Genomic DNA, 18,606 nt, shown 5'->3' with positions numbered 1-18,606 from the left:
GGAGCCATGGTCGTTCGAAGTCGGTGTCCTTCACTGCTTGGAGATCAGTAAGACTCCTGGACAAGGCGCTGGGCCTGCTCAAGGTCGTCCCGCAAGTCGCGGTCCTGAACGTCGGACGGCAAGGTGAAGCCTACCTCCATCATGGCCCGCAGCCTGGGGCTGCTGAATTCCTCCGGATGCCTGCTTTGCGCGCGGAGCGCCCGGGACGCACAAACAAGCTCGACGCCGGCGACGGTTGCCAACGCGTGCGCAGTGGACTCCAACTGTGCAGAACCGAGAGTCGCGAAGCTTGCATCTTCCTCGGCGCCCAGGGAAAGGTTCACGGTTTGCAGGCTTACCGGCTGGGCGTTGGCGCGAATACGGCCCACCGCTGCAGCGGCGACGTACTCCAGCATCATGACGCCGGACTGGCCTGCGTCATCGCCTGCAAGGAATCGGTGGAGACCTGTGAAAGCGGGATCGCTGAGACGGCTGACTCTGCCAAGCGTCGTTGTACATGCAGCACCAAGTGCCACCTGCAGGCCGTCGATACGCCGGGCGAGCGTGGACATATGGAACAGGCCGTGGTGTGCCACGCCGTTGGTGCCGTCTTCCACGGAGCCAAAGACCATAGGATTCTCATGGCCCGCTACAGCCAAGCGCTCCAGTGTGATCCTTAGCGACTCCAGTTCCTCCCGTACCGCACCCAGCGAGTGCGGCAGCATGCGCAGACAATACGGATCCTGAATCCTTGCAGGCTTGCCTGATCCAGCTACCAATTCCCGCAGAATAGCAGCCACGTCCGCTGTTGCGTCCGATTCACTGGCCTTTGCTACCTCCGGGGCAAATGCCTCCAGATTCCCTGACATGGCCGTGAAGGAGAGCGCGCTGATCGTGGTCAGGTTCTCCATCAGGGTGGCCAGTTTCTGGTGGGCAAGGATGGCCTGCCCGATGGTCAGGGCACTGGAACTTATGAAGGGAAGCGCATCTTCTGTGGGCCAGGAAGCCAATGGCACAGGCACCGGCTTGCCATCCATCGCGGGACGCTCACCCAAGAGTGTTAGCGCAGTTCCGGCCAGCGCAGGAAGATCTGCCGTGCCAATACCGCCGAACTCCCGCACTTCCGGCAAAGTATCTGCGTTCAGCATCTCCACGACCGCTTCGGACAGAGCGGGGTTGATCCCGGAAGCGCCCGCGGCCAGTTGCGATGCTCTGACCACGAGCATGGCCCTCACCGTTTCCCGGTCAAGGGCACGTCCGGCGTCCACGGCATGGCTCCGAAGCAAGTTGAGTCCGTGCTGGTCGGCGGACGCATCCGATGTATCCAGGGTCACGGAGCGGTTGGCTCCAACACCCGTGGACCGCCCGTACACAGGCCGTGCCTGTGCCGTTGCGCGGGCTGAGCGCTGTGAGGCAGCCATGCGTTCGATCGCCGAAGGAGCTAGAACCACCTTCTGGCCGCCAACTGCAATTGCCACGACGTCAGCCAACTCTAATTGCACTCCATCGATCACGATCATGAACCGATCCTTTCATTCGCGACCAGGTGCCAGCACCCAACTGACTGGCAGTTGTGGTTGTTGTGAAGGCTCGTGGCAACCACTATTGCCAGTCAGTTGGGTTACTAGGCTTCGTTCATGGGGATGCGGACGCCGCGTTCGTTGGCGACTTCGACGGCGCGGTCGTAGCCGGCGTCGACGTGGCGGATGACGCCCATGCCGGGGTCGTTGGTCAGGAGCCGTTCGAGTTTCTCCGCGGCGAGGTCGGTGCCGTCGGCGACGGAAACCTGCCCGGCGTGCAGGGACCGGCCGATCCCGACACCGCCGCCGTGGTGGATCGACACCCACGTAGCGCCCGAGGAGGTGTTGATCAGGGCGTTCAGCAGCGGCCAGTCAGCAATCGCGTCGGACCCGTCGGCCATGGCCTCGGTCTCACGGTACGGAGACGCCACGGAACCGGAATCCAGGTGGTCACGGCCGATCACGATCGGGGCCTTGACCTTGCCCTCGGCGACGAGCTGGTTGAACAACAACCCGGCCTTGGCCCGTTCGCCATACCCGAGCCAGCAAATACGTGCCGGCAGGCCCTCGAACTCCACCCGGTCCGCAGCAGCGTCAAGCCACTTGTGCAGGTGCGTGTTCTCCGGGAACAGTTCCTTGATCGCCGCATCCGTCACGGCAATGTCTTCCGGGTCCCCGGACAGGGCAACCCAACGGAACGGGCCCAGACCCTCGCAGAACAACGGACGGATATAGGCCGGGACAAAGCCGGGGAACTCGAACGCCCGCTCATACCCGCCCTTGCGTGCCTCATCACGGATCGAGTTGCCATAATCGAACACCTCGGCACCGGCGTCCTGGAACTCCACCATCGCCTGGACGTGGCGGGCCATGGACGCCTGGGCCTTCTTGGTGAACCCTTCCGGATCCGCCTCAGCCTCCGTGTGCCACTCCGCCACGGTGATGCCCTCCGGCAGGTAGGACAGCGGATCATGCGCGGAGGTCTGATCGGTGACGACATCGATCGTCAATTCGCCGGCCTTGTGGCGGCGGAGCAGTTCCGGGAACACCTCCGCGGCGTTGCCCACGTACCCAACGGACCAGCCGCGGCGCTCGGCCTTGGCCTTCTGGACCTTCGCGATCGCAGCATCCAGATCCGTTTCCACCTCATCCAGGTAGCGTTTGCCCGCACGCCGGCGCAGACGGGTCTCGTCCACGTCCACAATCAGGCACGCGCCGTCGTTCAACGTCACCGCCAGCGGCTGGGCACCGCCCATCCCGCCACACCCACCAGTCAACGTCAGCGTCCCCGCGAGCGGGCCTTCGACCGAACCAGCAGCCGCCGAGCCTTCCGCGGCCGGTGCCGGATGCCTGCCCTCCGCAGCGAGCTTGTTCCCAACCGCAGCGAACGTCTCATACGTGCCCTGCAGGATGCCCTGCGTGCCGATGTAGATCCAGGACCCTGCAGTCATCTGCCCGTACATCATCAGGCCCTCGGCCTCGAGACGGCGGAACTCAGGCCACGTCGCCCAGTCCCCCACCAGGTTCGAGTTCGCCAACAACACACGCGGAGCCCACTCGTGGGTGCGGAACACACCCACCGGCTTACCCGACTGCACCAGCAGCGTCTCGTCCTTCTCCATGGTCTCCAGGGTCCGGGTGATCGCATCGAACGCAGCCCAGGAACGCACGGCACGGCCCGTACCGCCGTAAACCACCAAATCATCCGGGCGCTCAGCAACCTCGGGATCCAGGTTGTTCATCAACATGCGCAACGGCGCCTCGGTCTGCCACGACTTGGCAGTAAGCTCAGTACCCCGCGCGGCCTTAACCGGACGGGCACCAGTAGTGAAATCGGCAGTCATTCTTTACTCCTATGAATCCTGGAAAATCAGCGCAAAGTCAGTGGGATTAGCCCAGGTTCTTGTTCTTAAGCCATTCCTTGGCGATCTCGCCGATGTCCTCGAACTTCGCCACGCGGCCGTTCATCTTGATGAGGTCCTCTGTGGTGAGTGCAGCCGAGACCTTATCCAGGGTTGCCTTCACTGTATCCGTGGACTTCTTCTGGTTGATGACCGGCAGGATGTTCTCTGAGAGGAAGAGGTTCTTGTTGTCCTCGAGCGCCACCAGGTTGTTCTCCGCCAGGGCCGGATCGGTGCTGAAGAGGTCCGCGACCTGTATCTGGCCAGAAAGGAGGGCGTTCAGCGTCAGCGGCCCACCGGCGTCGAGCGCTGAAAATTCCTTGAACTCAAGGTTGTACACGGACTTCAGTCCGGCAACGCCGTTGAGGCGTGTCTTCCACTCCGGCGGCCCGCCCAGGACGAGTTCCTTGGCAACCGGCTGGAGGTCCTCGATGGTCTTGAGCTTGTATTGGTCCGCGATGTCCTTCTTTACGGTGAGGACGTCCTTATCCTGCGCTTCAGAAGCAGTCAGAACAGTCAGCCCAGAGGGGATCTTGGTGGCCAGTTCTTTGGTGACTTCCTCGGACGAGACTGCCTTGGTGGCGGAATCCAGGTACTGGAGGAGCGCACCGCCGTACTCCGGCATGAGGTCGATGGAGCCGTCCTTTAGTGCGGGGATAGTGACCTCGCGGCTGCCAATACTTGGCTTTTCCGTGACGTTGACGCCCTTGGCCTTCAGGGCCTCGGCGTAGATCTTGGCGATCAGCTGACTTTCGGGGAAGTCAGCCGAACCGACAATGATGCTGTCGCCGGAGCCTCCTGCTGCCGCAGTGTTGGACGTGCTCATAGGGTCCCCGCCGCCGCAGGCACTCAAGGTGATGGCCGCAACGGCGGCAAGGGTGAAACCGGTCAAGTACTTCTTCATGTCAGCTCTCCTGAGATGGCGCTTACAAGGCATGCAGCAGCCAGGTGGGGTGGATGGAGGTGAAACTTACGCGCCGAATCCAGCGCCGGGTGTTGGTTAGACCGTGACGGGGGTCTTCACGGGTTCGGCTACAGGAGCCGATTTGATGGTTCGCCGTGTCAGTCCTGGTGAGACGACCCGGCGGGTGATGAAGGCGAGGAGCTGGTCGAAGAACAGTGCCAGCAAAGCAACGAGGACGGCGCCGGCGACCATTTGGCTGTAATCATTTTGGGCCTTGCCGTCGATCAGGAGCCGGCCCAGGCCGCCGAGCGAAATGTATGCTGCGATGGTCGCAGTCGAGATGATCTGCAGCAGTGCGCTTCGGACACCAGATAAAACCAGCGGAAGTGCGCAGGGCAGCTGGACATCCGTAAGGATCTTCATGGTGCGGAAGCCCATGCCCCGGGCGGCGTCGACGGCGGCAGCATCCACTGCGCGCACACCGGCATAAGTGTTGGTCAGGATAGGCGGCACTGCAAGGAGTACCAGCACGATAAGGCTTGGCAGGATGTAGCCCATTCTCGATGGGAAGGCCGGTGAGATCAGCAGGACCAAAAGGATCAGCAGGCCGACGCTCGGCAGGGCGCGCAGGGCGTTGGCCAAGCCAGCAATCATGAACACGCCTTTGCCCGTTACTCCGATGTAGATGCCCAGCGGCACTGCGATAACCGCAGCGATGGCCAGTGCGATCAGGGAATACAGGAGGTGCTCACCAATCAAGGTCGGGATGCCGTCTGCGCCGCTCCAGTGCGCGGGGTCGAACAAGTAGTTCACGATGCCACCACCTTGGGGGTCCACGGTGTCAGCCACCGGTTGAGAAGGATGATCAGCCCGTCCAGGATCATGGCCAGAATCACGCAGAGGACGATGCCCACGATGATCGGAGTAAAGAAGCGGAGTTGGAAGCCCTGCGTGAACAGGGACCCGAGCTGCGGGATACCCAACAGCGCGGCAACGGAGACCAGGCTGACGTTGGATACAGCGGCCACGCGAAGGCCTGCCGATATGACCGGAACGCCCACTGGCAGCTCCACCTTCATGAGGCTCTGATAACCGCGGTAGCCCATCGCCTTGGCAGCTTGGACGGTGTCTTCAGGCACGGAGTCCAGGGCATCTGCCACTACTCGCACCAGCAGCGCCACCGTGTAGATGGTCAACGCCGCCACGATGTTCAGCGGGTCCAGGATCTTGGTGCCAAGGACAAGTGGCAGCAGGACGAAGAGTGCCAGGGACGGGACGGTGTAAAGAAGTCCTGCAACTCCCACCAGCAGCGGATAGATCCGACGGCTCCGGTGCGCCCACCAGCCCAGGGGCAAGGCGATCAGTAGACCAAGGACCAAGGGGATGACGGCCAGCAGGACATGCCAGCCGAGCAGGAAAACGATGTTGTCGAACTGGCGGCCCAGCCACTCAAAGTTCATCGGGCCGTCTCCAGGTGTGGTTCGGCCTCGATGGCCTTTACGACGTCTGTGGCCGTCACGGTTCCGAGCAGCTCACCATGCTCGTTGACAACCACACCGCGGCGGCTGGGCGAGGAAAGTGCGGCGTCCAGCAGTTGGCGCATCGTTCCCGAGGCAGCTGCCGGGATGCCGCTGAGATTCAGGTTTTCGCGCTTGAGCTCACCGTTAAGAAGCTCGGGTTGGACCCACCCGAGTGGTTTCCGGCCGCCGTCGACTACCAACACCCAAGCCCCCGAAGCCTTGGCGCGGGCCTCCTCTCCGGAAGCGCCGAGCTGAACCACAGCTTCTTCACCGATCGCAACGCTGCCCGCGGTCTTCGTAAAGCCCAGGGAGCGATAACCACGGTCCCTGCCCACGAAGTCCGCAACGAACTCATCCGCCGGCGAGGTGAGTAGCTCTGACGGCGTTGCCATCTGTGCGAGCTTGCCGCCGACCCGCATCACGGCAACTTGGTCGCCGAGCTTGAGGGCTTCATCGATGTCGTGGGTGACCATGATGATGGTCTTGCCGATCTCACGCTGGAGCCGGAGGAACTCCTCCTGCAGCTGCCCGCGCACCACAGGATCCACGGCACTGAACGGCTCGTCCATGAGCATGAACGCCGGGTCCGATGCCAGTGCTCGGGCCACGCCCACACGTTGCTGCTGGCCGCCGGAAAGCTGCCAGGGATAGCGCTTGGCGAAGCTCGCGGGCAAACCCACTCGCTCCATGAGTTCCAGGGCCTTGGTGCGCGCCTTCTGGCGGCTCTCGCCCAAGAGGACCGGCATGGTGGAGACGTTGTCCACGATGGTCTTATGCGGGAAGAGCCCTGCGTGCTGGATTACGTATCCGATCCTGCGCCGGAGCAACGCTGCGTCCATGCCGGAAGTGGGCTCGTCATCAAGGTAGATGGTGCCGCTGGTGGGTTCGATGAGGCGGTTGATCATCCTCAGCGAGGTGGTCTTGCCGCAGCCGGACGGGCCCACCAGAATGGTCAGCTTTCCGGTCGGAGCCTCCAGGTTGAGGCCATCGACGGCGACAGTACCGTCAGGGTACGCCTTGGTGACATTTTCAAATTTGATCATTTCTCTTCCATGCTTTCCTGGGGCACTTCATGGTTTCCGTCGGGTTCCACGAGGATGTTGTCCGCTACCTTCACCAGTTCCTCGCCAAATGTCTGGGCTTTAGCCTCATCCAGGCGGTAGCTGGGAACGACGATGCTGAGGGCTGCCACTGTTCGGCCACCGATCACGATGGGCGCGGCAACCGCCGTAATGTCGTCTTCAACGCCGCTGCGCACGATGGCGTAACCGCGGCCATTCTGTCCGCCAGTCAGTACCTTGCCGGCAGCGGACCCTTCCAAGGGGATGCTCCGGCCGACCCAACTGGTGTGCCGGACAGAGCGCGTACCTTCGACGATGGCAATGTAGATCCCGGTTTCCCCAGGACCGGGAATACTCAAATAGCAGGACTCGCCGGTTTCGGCGACGAGCCGCTTCATGTGCGGCGTGCAAAGTGACACCAAGGATTCCTGCCCTAAGGCGAGGGCTCCCAACTGGATGACGCTGGCTCCCGGACGGAAATTACCGCCCGGATCCCGCGTCACGAAGCCGCTGCCTTCCAGTGTGCGAAGGAGGCGGAGCGCGGTGCTGGCAGAAAGGTCAACCACCCGCGCGGCGTCACTCAGGCTGATGGAGCCATCAGTGCAGACTGCGCTAAGGAGAGCCAACGCCCTTTCGACTGTCCGGGTGGAGGAATCTGCTGCCACTGCATGACCTGCTTTCAAGTGGTCTAAATCACCATGTCTTGCCACTTAGTAAAAATCAATTTTCATCAAATGGCAAGACTTCACGGGAGATTACTTGACAATCCGGGAGATGAGACGTCATTTGCCCCAATGGGGCCTCCGCATGCTTCCGGCCTGTTAATAGTCGCCCAATCCCTTGCCATGTGGTGGCATCTGGTTTTTACTTGGTGGCAGTCTTCATCAATCGGAGGAACACGTGGAAACCGTCAATCAGCTCCTTGCCTCAATACAGGATGTGGGCCGCGATGCGGTGCGCGGAGGCTACTCCAGGGCCGTTTACTCAACGCCCGAACTGGATCTCAGGCAGTGGTTCATCGAGCAGGCCAAACAACGCGGCCTGGACGTTGAGACAGATCGCAACGGGATCATCTGGGCCTGGTGGGGCAAGCCCCAGAATGGCGCCCTAGTCACCGGTAGCCACCTCGACTCCGTCCCCGGCGGAGGTGCCTTCGATGGACCCCTTGGCGTCGCTTCCGCGCTGGCCGCCGTCGACATCCTCAAATCCCGCGGAGTTCAGCCGCCGCGTTCACTGGCCATAACGGTCTTCCCGGAAGAAGAAGGGTCCCGCTTTGGCGTGGCCTGTTTGGGTTCCCGACTCCTCACCGGCGCCATCGACGTCGACAAGGCATTGAACCTGCGCGACGCGGACGGAAACACCTTCGGCGACGTTGCCAGAGCCAACGACTTGGACCCCCGGCACATTGGCCCCGACTCTGAGGCCTTGGCCCGGATCGGCGATTTCGTTGAGTTACATGTGGAGCAAGGCAAGGGACTGGGGCAAGGCGGCCCGGCTATTGCGGTTGGAAGTTCGATCCTGGGTCACGGGCGCTGGAAGATCAGCGTCAGCGGCCAAGGAAACCACGCCGGCACCACCCTCATGGCAGACCGCGCCGATCCTATGGTCGCTGCCGCCCAGATCGTTCTGGCTGTCCGCGACACCGCCGCCAAGCAACCGGATGCCCGGGCCACGGTCGGCCGCTTGTCGCCCGTTCCCGGCGGCACCAACGTGATCGCCTCGCGCGTCGATCTTTGGCTTGATGCCCGCCATCCCGACGACGCCGTTACAGCCCGCCTGATCGAAGCCATCTACGGCGCGGCAGAGGAAGTCGCCGCAGCTGAAGGATGCACGGCAACTCTCACCGAAGAGTCCTACAGCGACACCGTGCACTTTGACCCGGGGCTGAGCCGACGCATCGGCGGGCTCCTGCCCGGAGCCCCCGTGCTGGCAACCGGCGCAGGGCACGACGCCGGGGTGTTGGCCGGATACGTTCCCTCGGCCATGCTCTTCGTCCGCAATCCCAGCGGAATCTCGCATTCACCCGAAGAATACGTGGCCGACAAAGATGCTTCGGCAGGAACCGTTGCCCTCGCGGATGTACTGGAAGGACTCCTATGAACGCGTTCTGGTGCGAAACCGCCATCGTCAGGGCAGACCACCCGGAAGAAGGCTATCCGGCCTTGGCCGCTGCCTCAGGCGTGCGGATCGAAACGCACAACGGTCGGATCTCCAGCATTACGACTGATACTGAAGCACAACCCAATGACATGAGACTGAGCGGGATCACCTTCCCGGCCGCTGCCAACGCCCACTCCCACGCCTTCCACAGAGTCCTGCGCGGCCGAACCCATGAAGGCCGCGGAGATTTCTGGGTGTGGCGGGAGCAGATGTACCGGAGCGCATCCGAGCTGACTCCGGAGAAATACGAGAAACTCGCCACTGCTGTCTTTGCTGAAATGGTGGTCACGGGCTTCAGCAGCGTGGCCGAATTCCACTACGTCCACCATCAACCAGACGGCACGCCCTACGCGGAACCCCATGCCATGGAGCTGGCGCTGGCCCGTGCGGCCATGTCCAGCGGGATCCGCGTCACGCTCTTGGACACCTTGTATCTGGCCGGAGGAATCGGTACGCCCCTCAATCCCGAACAGGCAAGGTTCGGGGACGCGGATGTGCACGCCTGGCTCGATCGGTTAAACTCCCTCCGGGCGGTTGTTGCCGAGCAATTTCCTAAGGAACTCGTCAGCGTCGGAGCTGCACTTCACTCCGTCCGGGCTGTCCCCGAGGAGGACCTGAAAGTTGTGGCCAGGCAGCTGCCCGAAGACATCCCCCTTCACATCCACCTCAGTGAACAACCTGCCGAGAACCAGGCATGCCTGGAGGCCTACGGCACCACGCCAGCGGGTCTGTTGGAACGCCACGGACTCCTCTCCAGCAGGCTGTCCGCCGTCCATTCCACGCACCTGACGCAGGAAGACATCGCCCTGCTCGGAAACGCAGGCACCACTGTGGTCATGTGCCCCAGTACGGAAGCCGACCTCGCAGACGGGATCGGTCCCGCGCGTGAGCTTGCCGGCGCCGGGGCAGCCATTGCTCTGGGCACGGACCAGCATGCGGTGATCGACCCATGGACTGAAATGCGTACGTTGGAACACGGCGAGCGGTTGGGCACAGGACAGCGGGGCAGGTTCTCACCTCAGGAACTCCTGCGGGCCGCAACCGAAGGGGCTGCCCGGTCCATGGCTACGCCCATTGCCGCATCAGGCCTTGAAGTCGGCGCAGTATGCGATCTCATGGTTATTGATCCGGCATCCACCCGCACCGCCGGGTCCCGACCTTTGCAGATGGCATTCAGCGCAACTTCCAGCGACGTCACCGAAGTCATCATCGCCGGAGAACTGGTGGCCTCCCACGGCGCTCACACGCGGCTCGGCAGGCCGGGCAGCCTTCTGACGGAGGCACTGAAAGAGCTCTCCTAACGTCTTACGCCCACTCCCTAAGGGACTGACGACGGAACGCGCGTTTGACTCGCGACGCACCTGCCGCCGTCGTGCTTTGCGTTCAAGTAGTGGCCCCAAAGGCCGCCTTTCCCGCCCTAAACAGGCACTCAGCTGACTCCCAGCCTCCAAACAGGGCACGTGCGTTAATTTAGTGAATCCACGTCATCTGAATCTCCTTGACTGGAACTTGGCGGATGGGGCGTGCCACACTGTGTAGCGCGTGTGCACCGGCGTCCCCGTCGGAACAGCCGACGACGTCCCGCACCGTGAATCCCACACCACCATTCCCAAGGGAGACCCATGTCCAATCCCAGCACCGAAGGCGTGCCCCCAGTGTCCAGGAAAGTGATCGGCCTGGCCGTCGCTGGAGCGGTGGGCGGCTTCCTGTTCGGCTTCGATTCTTCGGTGGTTAACGGTGCCGTGGACGCCATGAAGGACGAATTCCTGATGAGCGAAGCCGTCACTGGTTTTGCTGTCGCCGTCGCCTTGCTGGGATGCGCGCTGGGGGCCTACCTGGCCGGCAAAGTCGCAGACCGTTACGGCCGAATTCCGGCCATGAAGATCGGCGCCCTCCTTTTCCTGGTGAGCTCCGTAGGTACAGGACTGGCTTTTGGTGTGTGGGACCTGATCTTCTGGCGCTTGGTTGGAGGCTTGGGCATCGGCCTTGCTTCGGTCATCGCCCCGGCCTACATATCCGAGATTTCCCCTCGGCACGTGCGTGGTCGCTTGGCGTCACTTCAGCAGCTCGCCATCACTACCGGTATCTTCGCGGCACTGTTGTCCGACGCCGTCCTGGCCAATTCCGCTGGCAGCGCCGGCAGCACGTTCTGGCTCGGCATGGAAGCTTGGCGCTGGATGTTCATCGCTTGCGCCGTGCCGGCCGCCGTGTACGGCTGGATCGCTTTCCGTTTGCCGGAGTCGCCACACTTCCTGGTGCTCAACGGCAAGGAAGACCAGGCTAGAAACATCTTCGATACCCTCATCCCCAACGACGATACCGAGCGACACATCCGCGACATCCGCGAGTCCATCCAGCAGGATCAGCTGTCCACCAAGAAGGGCTCGCTGCGCGGAAAGAGATTCGGCCTGCAGGCAGTAGTGTGGATCGGCATCATCCTGTCGGTGCTGCAGCAATTCGTTGGCATCAACGTGATCTTCTACTACTCCACCACGCTGTGGAAAGCGGTTGGATTTCAGGAGAAGGACTCCCTGGCCATCTCGGTTGCCACCTCGGTGACCAACATTTTGGTGACTCTGGTAGCCATCGCGCTGGTGGACCGCATTGGCCGCCGCCCCATCCTGCTGACCGGCTCCATCGGCATGGCCGTTTCGCTCGGCGTCATGGCGTTGGCCTTCTCTTCCGCTGTTGGCACGGGCTCCGAGATCAGTCTCCCGGGCGCTTGGGGGCCAGTTGCCTTGGTTGCGGCCAACGTCTTCGTGATCAGCTTCGGTGCTTCCTGGGGTCCACTCGTCTGGGTGCTGCTTGGCGAGATCTTCCCATCCCGCATCCGGGCCCGCGCGCTCGGACTGGCGGCAGCTGCGCAGTGGATCGCCAACTTTGCCATCACGCTCAGCTTCCCCATCATGGCGGCCGGTTCGCTGCCACTGACGTACGCCTTGTACGCGGCGTTCGCTGCGGCGTCGTTCTTCTTTGTGATGTTCAAGGTTCCCGAGACGAACGGCATGTCGCTGGAGCAGGCTGAGACGCTCTTCGTTCCCAAGGGCGCGCCGGTGGCACCGCTGTCACCTCAGCCCAAGTAAGTCGCATTAGTGCGCGTTTTGAACGCTCAAAACGCGCACTAATGCTACGTAGTTGGGTGTCTACACCAAGTGAGGTTCGTGCGACTTCAGGTACCCGCGCCCTCCGAAGGCAACGAGAATCGCGATCACCATGGCAACAGCACCGGCAAAGAAGGGCACCTGCGGCCCAAAGTGCTCGCCCAGCTGGGCGGCGGCGAACGGGGCCAGCGCACCACCCATCCACCGCACAAAGTTATAGCCTGCGGATGCGACGGGTCGCGGTGAATCGGAGACGCCCATGGCCAGTTCGGTGTAAATCGTGTTGTTGATGCCCAGCAGGGCACCGGCCACGATCACAAGCACGACGACGGCAGTCACCGAGTGCCCCGCGGCAAGTCCCAGTCCAACCAGATCCAACATGAGCACGAGCAGCGTTCCGGTCAGGACCTTTACAGCGCCAAAACGCTTCTGCAGCACGGGAGCTACGAACACCGAGAACACGGCCACGGCAACGCCCCAACCGAAGAACACTCCCCCGATACCGTATGCGTCCATGCCGAGGATGAATGGCGTGAAGGCGAGGATGGTGAAGAAGCCGTAGTTGTAGAAAAGGGCGCTTGCTGCGGTTGTGCTGAGGCCCTTGTGTCCCAGCGCGAGAAGCGGATCCCGCAGGCGGGACTTCTTTGCCGGGGCGGGTGTTTTGGGAAGCAGGGCCAGCAGGGCGATAAAAGCGGCAGCCATGAGGACCGCGGTTCCAAAGAACGGTGCGCGCCACTGCCACCCACCCAACAATGCCCCAAGGAGCGGGCCCAGCGAGATACCCAGGCCGAGCGCCGCTTCGTAGAGAATGATGGCCGTTCCGGTACCACCACTGGCCACACCAACGATCACGGCAAGCGCGGTGGCGACAAACAGGGCGTTACCCAATCCCCAACCAGCACGGAAACCAACCAACTGCTCAACGCTGCCGGACAGGCCGGACAAGGATGCGAACACCACGATTACGGCCAGCCCGATCAGCAGCGTCTTCTTGCCACCGATGCGCGAGGAAACGAAGCCGCTGATCAGCATGGCGATCGCCGTCACCAGGAAGTAGCTGGTGAAGAGCAGGGAAACTTCGCTGGTGGACGCGTCCAGGTTCTTGGCGATCGCAGGAAGAATGGGGTCCACGAGCCCGATGCCCATGAACGCGAACACGGCTGCGAGCGCCGTGGCCCACACGGCCTTCGGCTGCTTGAGGAATGAAGCCTTCTCGGCTTCGAGGGTGGTTTCGATGCTTGTTTCGGCGCTTTCTGAAGCGTCAGCCAGCTGGCGTGACATTCAAGGGCTCCTTGTCGGTGCGTTTGGTTTTGGTTAGTTCTGGAATGAGCTGTTGATCTTGCTGATGATGGGCAGAGCCGCGGCGAGTTGCTCGATTTCGGCGGTGCTCAGCTCTTGGAGCATCCCGGCCACCATGGCGTTGCGCCGCTGGTTGGCAGATTCGACGGCGGCGGTCCCGGCTTTGGTGATGACCACCTGGACTGCGCGCGAATCGTCGGGGTCAGCCTGCCGGGTGACCAGGCCGGCGCGCTCGAGCTTGATGATTTGCTCGGTGGCACTCGGCACCTTGATCCCCAGGTTCTTGGCGATGTCACCCACGCGGAGTCCGCCGTCGGAAATCATGGAGAGCAGGCTGAGCTGCGCTGCGGTGAGTTCACCTTCTGGATCCAGGCGGCGGAACAGGTACACGCCCAAGCGCAATGACTCGCGGAATTGCTGCGCGAGCTCGGTGAGGTTGGGATCGGATGCACGATTCATATTTAGGTAGCCTAATAGTTAGGGTACCTAAGTGTCAAGCGATGCAGCACCCAAGTGAGTCGCAGGTGAGCGCGTTTAGAGCCCTGAAAACGCGCACAGATGCGACTCAGTTGGGTTAAAGCGTGAGCTTCATACCCTCATGGCTTGCAACAAAGCCCAATCGCTCATAGAAGCGATGGGCAGCCGCGCGGGACTTGTCGGTGGTCAACTGCACCAGGGAGCATCCCCGCCCACGCGCCTGGTCGATGGCCCACTGGATCATGAGCGCACCCACCCCCTGCCCGCGGAGCGCATCGTCCACGCGGACGGCTTCGATCTGGGCGCGCAAGGATCCCCTGCGCGACAGGCCCGGGAGATAGCTGAGCTGGAAAGTGGCAACAACCTCCCCGTCGAGTTCGCCCACCACTAAAAGGTGGGCGGGGTCGCCGTCGATCATTTCAAAAGCACGCTCGTACGGCGCAAGGTCGTCCAGATTTTCGCGGGTAGCGCCCAACTGGTCATCCATCAACAACGCAAGGATTCGCGGCAAATCAGCCTTGGTAGCGCGCCGAAGACTGAAGGTTCCAGAGTCGACGTCGGCAGTCATCAAAGCGGGCGCGGCGGCAGGGTCTGTGGTCACCACCCCAGCATGCCACTTGGACTGGAACTCAGTATTGCTAAGTACCGGTACCTAGTTCTACTATGTAGTGGTAGCTAGTAATACTGAGTAGTGAAGGAGGTGTTCGATGGGTAAGCAAATGACGGAGATGCTCAAAGGCACATTGGAGGGCATCGTCCTGGCGCTCCTCACCGGAAAGGCGGCCTACGGGTATGAGATCACCACGCTGCTCCGGGCGCAGGGATTTACCGACATCGCCGAGGGCACTGTGTACGCGCTGCTAGTCAGGATCGAACAAAAGGGGCTGGTGGACGTCGAAAAGCGGCCATCGGAAAAGGGACCACCCCGCAAGGTGTACACGCTCAACGCGCAGGGCAAGAACGAACTGGACGAATTCTGGAACACCTGGAGCTTCTTGTCCGAACGGCTTGAACAGCTCCGCAAGGAAGGAAACTGACATGGCAGCAAAATGGATCGAAATGGTCACCGGATCACTCGAGCAGAAGAAGCAGTACAAGCAGGCCAAGGCGCGGCTGGATGCCCTGCCCGAGCCCTACCTCACAGTAGCCACAGCCTTCAACCGGTACCTCATGTACTACGGCGGGGTTACCGAAGGGGACACCATGGTGCAGATGTTCACGGATCTCGCAGATCTTTGGGAACGGGCCGCCATCGACGGAACGCCCGTGAGCGAGATCGTCGGCGAGGACCCCGTCGAGTTCGCCGAGGCTTTTGCCCAGGCCTACGGCGGAAAGCGCTGGATCGACAAGGAAAGGGAACGCCTCACCAAGGCAGTAGATAAGGCAAAGGAGGCGGAATCATGACTGCAACAGCCATCCGCGTCCAGGGCATCGAAAAGTCCTACAAGGACCTCCACGTGCTCCGGGGCGTCGACTTTGAAGTAGCGTCGGGCAGCATTTTCGCCCTCCTCGGTTCCAATGGAGCTGGCAAGACCACCATGGTGAAGATCCTGTCCTCCCTGCTGAAAGCGGACGCCGGCACTGCCGCCGTCGAGGGTTTTGATGTTGCCACCGAGTCGCTCCAGGTAAGACAGTCCATCAGCCTAACCGGGCAGTTTGCGGCAGTGGACGAGGTGCTGTCCGGCAAGGAGAACTTGGTCCTGATGGCCAAACTGCGCCATCTGGAGAACCCTGGCGGGATCGCAGATGAGCTGCTGGCGCAGTTCAACCTCAGCGATGCCGGGTCCCGTAAGGTGGCCACCTACTCCGGCGGCATGCGTCGCCGCCTGGATATCGCCATGAGCCTGATCGGCAACCCGAAGGTGATCTTCCTGGACGAACCGACCACCGGCCTGGACCCACAGGCGCGCATCGACGTCTGGCAGACCATCAAGGATCTCGCCCGGAACGGCACAACAGTGCTGCTCACCACCCAATATCTCGACGAGGCCGAGCATCTCGCCGACCGCATCGCGATCCTGCACAAGGGCAGGATCATCCAGAACGGCACGCTCGACGCGCTCAAGCGGCTGCTGCCGCCAGCCGAGATCGAGTACGTCGAGAAGCAGCCCTCACTCGAAGACGTCTTCCTGGCACTCGTCGGCGAAACGGCTGAAGAGCAGAAAGAACAGGAGGCATCCCGATGAGCACCCACGTCCTCGGCGATACCCGCGTCCTCACCGGCCGCTCGCTGCGCCACATCCTGCGCAGCCCCGATACGATCATCACCACCGCGGTCACGCCGATCGCGCTGATGCTGCTGTTCGTGTACGTGCTTGGCGGCGCGATCAATACCGGATCCGACGAGTCATACATCAACTACATGCTCCCCGGCATCCTGCTGATCACGATTGCCTCCGGCATCGCCTACACCGCCTACCGCCTGTTCCTGGATATGCAGGGCGGCATCTTCGAGCGCTTCCAGTCCATGCCGATCGCGCGGTCGAGCGTGCTATGGGCGCACGTGCTCACCTCGCTCGTGGCCAACCTCGTCTCGGTCGCGATCGTCGTCGGAGTGGCCCTCCTTATGGGGTTCCGCACCGGAGCATCCGTGGGCACCTGGCTTGCAATCGCCGGCATCCTGGTCCTGTTCACGCTCGCCCTGACCTGGCTGGCCGTGATCGCCGGGCTCTCCGCGAAAACCGTCGACGGCGCCAGCGCGTTCAGCTACCCGCTGATCTTCCTGCCGTTCATCAGTTCGGCCTTCGTGCCGACCGCGACGATGCCGGGCCCGGTGGCCTGGTTCGCCGAGAACCAGCCAGTGACCTCGATCGTGAACTCCATCCGCGCGCTGTTCGCGCAGCAGCCGGTGGGCAGCGACATTTGGATTGCGCTGGCCTGGTGCTTCGGCATCTTGGTCCTGGCGTTCGCCTTCGCCATGACCGCATACCGGCGGAAGATCGCCTAAGCGCACCCCCGGCCAAAGCTCCCCCCTTTCCAGGGCGGGGAGCTTTCGCCATGAGCGCCGATTAGCCATTTGTCAGACATTAGCTATAGCTTTATCGAAACAGATTTGTAACGGCCGTCACCATTTTGGTGGGCTCTTCGAAGGGTTCTTGAACTAATGTCCGACCAGACGACAAAGGCGCAACTCCACGCCTCCAGCCGGGACAGCGAGCCCCACCTATCACGCTCGCTCAGCAACCGGCACATCCAGCTCCTCGCCATTGGCGGAGCCATCGGCACAGGCCTCTTTATGGGCTCAGGCAAAACCATCTCGGTTGCCGGGCCCTCCGTGATCTTTGTGTACATGATCATCGGCTTCATGCTGTTCTTCGTCATGCGGGCCATGGGTCAACTCCTGTTGTCCAACCTGAACTACAAGTCCTTCAGCGACTTCGCGGGCGACCTCCTTGGCCCGTGGGCAGGCTTTTTCACGGGCTGGACCTACTGGTTCTGCTGGGTAGTCACGGGTGTTGCGGATGTTATCGCCATTGCCGGCTATGCCAATGAGCTGTGGCCAGGTGTTCAACTGTGGGTCCCGGGAATTGCGACCATCATCATCCTGCTCCTCCTAAACCTCCCCACCGTGAAGGCATTCGGCGAGACCGAGTTCTGGTTCGCACTCATCAAGATCGTTGCAATCGTCGCGTTGATCGTCGTTGGCCTGGTCATGATCTTCACCGGCTTCCAGTCCAACGCCGGCACAGCCAGCTTCACCAACCTGTGGAGCCATGGCGGGTTCTTCCCCAAGGAATTCATGGGCTTCGTTGCCGGCTTCCAGATCGCCGTCTTCGCATTCGTGGGCATCGAGCTGGTGGGCACCGCCGCAGCCGAAACCAAGAACCCCGAGCACAACCTTCCCCGCGCCATCAACGCCATCCCCCTGCGCGTCATGCTCTTCTACGTAGGCGCCCTCATCATCCTGATGTCCGTCACCCCGTGGACCGAGTTCAAGGCAGGACACAGTCCGTTCATCGCCATGTTTTCCCTGGCAGGCCTGGGCATGGCGGCAACCGTGGTCAATCTCGTGGTGCTCACCTCTGCCATGTCTTCGGCCAACTCGGGCATCTACTCGACATCGCGCATGGTGTTCGGCCTGGCCAACGACGGCGACGCACCCAAGGTCTTCGGCCGGCTCTCCAGCCGCAAAGTACCCCAAAATGCGCTGTTCCTGTCCTGCGTCCTGCTGCTGGCCGGCGTCGTACTCCTCTACGCGGGCAAGGACGTCGGCGCGGCGTTCGACATGGTCACCACGGTGTCCGCGGTCTGCTTCATGTTCGTCTGGTCCATCATCCTTGCCAGCTACCTCGTGTACCGCAAGCGCCGCCCCGAGCAACACGCGGCTTCCCCGTTCAAGATGCCCGGCGGCATTCCGATGGTGTGGGTTGTTTTCGCATTCTTCGCGTTCCTGGTCTGGGCTCTCACCACACAGCCGGACACGCTCACGGCCCTGCTGGTGACGCCGATCTGGTTCGCGATCCTTGGCATCGCCTACGGCGTGGTCCGCAAATCCCCGCTGCATCAGGCGCGCGTGGCCGAATGGAAGGCGATGGCGGAATCCGAAACGGCGGCACTGAGAAAGTAGCCGAGCGTCTATGGGGCTGTGCCCGCTTCGCGATGCCCACCACGCCGCAGCCCCATAGACGCTCTCTCACATCCCACTGAACTGGTTCAGAGAAGAAGATATGGCTGCCGGTCTTCT

The 18,606-nt window shown here is 62.1% G+C and carries 18 protein-coding genes; 8 read left to right on the top strand and 10 right to left on the bottom strand.

Annotated elements, in window-relative coordinates:
* Nucleotides 1-44: 44 nt before the first annotated feature.
* The 7 genes from KSW38_RS17980 to KSW38_RS17950 all read right to left on the bottom strand — a co-directional run bounded on the left by KSW38_RS17980 (nucleotide 45) and on the right by KSW38_RS17950 (nucleotide 7,595).
* Nucleotides 45-1,499, bottom strand: coding sequence for an aromatic amino acid ammonia-lyase (locus tag KSW38_RS17980; protein ID WP_216926302.1), 1,455 nt, complete (start codon nucleotides 1,497-1,499; stop codon nucleotides 45-47).
* Between the two features lie 104 nt (nucleotides 1,500-1,603).
* The gene (hutU, locus tag KSW38_RS17975) at nucleotides 1,604-3,343 is read right to left on the bottom strand and encodes a urocanate hydratase (protein ID WP_216926301.1); all 1,740 of its coding nucleotides are present in this window, start codon (nucleotides 3,341-3,343) and stop codon (nucleotides 1,604-1,606) included.
* Between the two features lie 46 nt (nucleotides 3,344-3,389).
* Entirely contained in the window at nucleotides 3,390-4,304 is a 915-nt protein-coding gene (locus KSW38_RS17970) for an ABC transporter substrate-binding protein (RefSeq protein ID WP_216926300.1), read from the bottom strand.
* 96 nt (nucleotides 4,305-4,400) lie between these two features.
* Entirely contained in the window at nucleotides 4,401-5,153 is a 753-nt protein-coding gene (locus KSW38_RS17965; protein WP_223947200.1) for an ABC transporter permease, read from the bottom strand.
* A complete protein-coding gene (locus KSW38_RS17960; protein ID WP_216926299.1) occupies nucleotides 5,114-5,764 on the bottom strand; it encodes an ABC transporter permease in 651 nt (216 codons plus the stop codon). Before KSW38_RS17960 ends, KSW38_RS17965 begins: the two co-directional genes overlap by 40 nt.
* Entirely contained in the window at nucleotides 5,761-6,867 is a 1,107-nt protein-coding gene (locus KSW38_RS17955; protein WP_216926298.1) for an ATP-binding cassette domain-containing protein, read from the bottom strand. Before KSW38_RS17955 ends, KSW38_RS17960 begins: the two co-directional genes overlap by 4 nt.
* On the bottom strand, nucleotides 6,864-7,595 hold the full coding sequence (locus KSW38_RS17950) for an IclR family transcriptional regulator (protein WP_216926297.1): 732 nt from the start codon (nucleotides 7,593-7,595) through the stop codon (nucleotides 6,864-6,866). Before KSW38_RS17950 ends, KSW38_RS17955 begins: the two co-directional genes overlap by 4 nt.
* 190 nt (nucleotides 7,596-7,785) lie before the next feature.
* Here KSW38_RS17950 and KSW38_RS17945 point away from each other — a divergent pair, with 190 nt between their 5' ends.
* The 3 genes from KSW38_RS17945 (at nucleotide 7,786) to KSW38_RS17935 (ending at nucleotide 12,128) form a co-directional block, all read left to right on the top strand.
* A complete protein-coding gene (locus KSW38_RS17945; protein ID WP_216926296.1) occupies nucleotides 7,786-8,985 on the top strand; it encodes an allantoate amidohydrolase in 1,200 nt (399 codons plus the stop codon).
* Nucleotides 8,982-10,346, top strand: coding sequence for a formimidoylglutamate deiminase (locus KSW38_RS17940; protein WP_216926295.1), 1,365 nt, complete (start codon nucleotides 8,982-8,984; stop codon nucleotides 10,344-10,346). The genes KSW38_RS17945 and KSW38_RS17940 overlap by 4 nt, the downstream gene beginning before the upstream one ends.
* Before the next feature lie 321 nt (nucleotides 10,347-10,667).
* Complete coding sequence (locus KSW38_RS17935; RefSeq protein WP_216926294.1) at nucleotides 10,668-12,128, top strand: sugar porter family MFS transporter; 1,461 nt, start codon at nucleotides 10,668-10,670, stop codon at nucleotides 12,126-12,128.
* Between the two features lie 60 nt (nucleotides 12,129-12,188).
* Here KSW38_RS17935 and KSW38_RS17930 read toward each other — a convergent pair whose 3' ends face one another.
* From KSW38_RS17930 to KSW38_RS17920, 3 genes are all read right to left on the bottom strand, one after another.
* A complete protein-coding gene (locus KSW38_RS17930) occupies nucleotides 12,189-13,427 on the bottom strand; it encodes an MFS transporter (protein ID WP_216926293.1) in 1,239 nt (412 codons plus the stop codon).
* Nucleotides 13,428-13,460: 33 nt separating this feature from the next.
* On the bottom strand, nucleotides 13,461-13,904 hold the full coding sequence (locus KSW38_RS17925; RefSeq protein ID WP_216926292.1) for a MarR family winged helix-turn-helix transcriptional regulator: 444 nt from the start codon (nucleotides 13,902-13,904) through the stop codon (nucleotides 13,461-13,463).
* Nucleotides 13,905-14,019: 115 nt separating this feature from the next.
* A complete protein-coding gene (locus KSW38_RS17920) occupies nucleotides 14,020-14,490 on the bottom strand; it encodes a GNAT family N-acetyltransferase (RefSeq protein WP_216926348.1) in 471 nt (156 codons plus the stop codon).
* A gap of 139 nt (nucleotides 14,491-14,629) precedes the next feature.
* Here KSW38_RS17920 and KSW38_RS17915 point away from each other — a divergent pair, with 139 nt between their 5' ends.
* The 5 genes from KSW38_RS17915 to cycA all read left to right on the top strand — a co-directional run bounded on the left by KSW38_RS17915 (nucleotide 14,630) and on the right by cycA (nucleotide 18,489).
* The gene (locus KSW38_RS17915) at nucleotides 14,630-14,959 is read left to right on the top strand and encodes a PadR family transcriptional regulator (protein WP_216926291.1); all 330 of its coding nucleotides are present in this window, start codon (nucleotides 14,630-14,632) and stop codon (nucleotides 14,957-14,959) included.
* A 1-nt stretch (nucleotide 14,960) separates the two neighbouring features.
* Nucleotides 14,961-15,326: a DUF1048 domain-containing protein gene (locus KSW38_RS17910; protein ID WP_216926290.1), complete on the top strand. Its 366-nt coding sequence runs from the start codon at nucleotides 14,961-14,963 to the stop codon at nucleotides 15,324-15,326.
* Complete coding sequence (locus KSW38_RS17905; RefSeq protein ID WP_216926289.1) at nucleotides 15,323-16,108, top strand: ABC transporter ATP-binding protein; 786 nt, start codon at nucleotides 15,323-15,325, stop codon at nucleotides 16,106-16,108. Before KSW38_RS17910 ends, KSW38_RS17905 begins: the two co-directional genes overlap by 4 nt.
* Nucleotides 16,105-16,869, top strand: a complete 765-nt coding sequence (locus KSW38_RS17900; protein WP_216926288.1) for an ABC transporter permease — start codon at nucleotides 16,105-16,107, stop codon at nucleotides 16,867-16,869. Before KSW38_RS17905 ends, KSW38_RS17900 begins: the two co-directional genes overlap by 4 nt.
* Before the next feature lie 156 nt (nucleotides 16,870-17,025).
* Nucleotides 17,026-18,489, top strand: a complete 1,464-nt coding sequence (cycA, locus tag KSW38_RS17895; protein WP_216926287.1) for a D-serine/D-alanine/glycine transporter — start codon at nucleotides 17,026-17,028, stop codon at nucleotides 18,487-18,489.
* Nucleotides 18,490-18,606: the final 117 nt, after the last annotated feature.

Origin of the sequence: Paenarthrobacter aromaticivorans (genome assembly GCF_019038615.1) — a bacterium.
In the GTDB taxonomy this organism is placed as follows: domain Bacteria; phylum Actinomycetota; class Actinomycetes; order Actinomycetales; family Micrococcaceae; genus Arthrobacter; species Arthrobacter aromaticivorans.
This window is presented reverse-complemented; position numbering and strand designations above follow the sequence as displayed.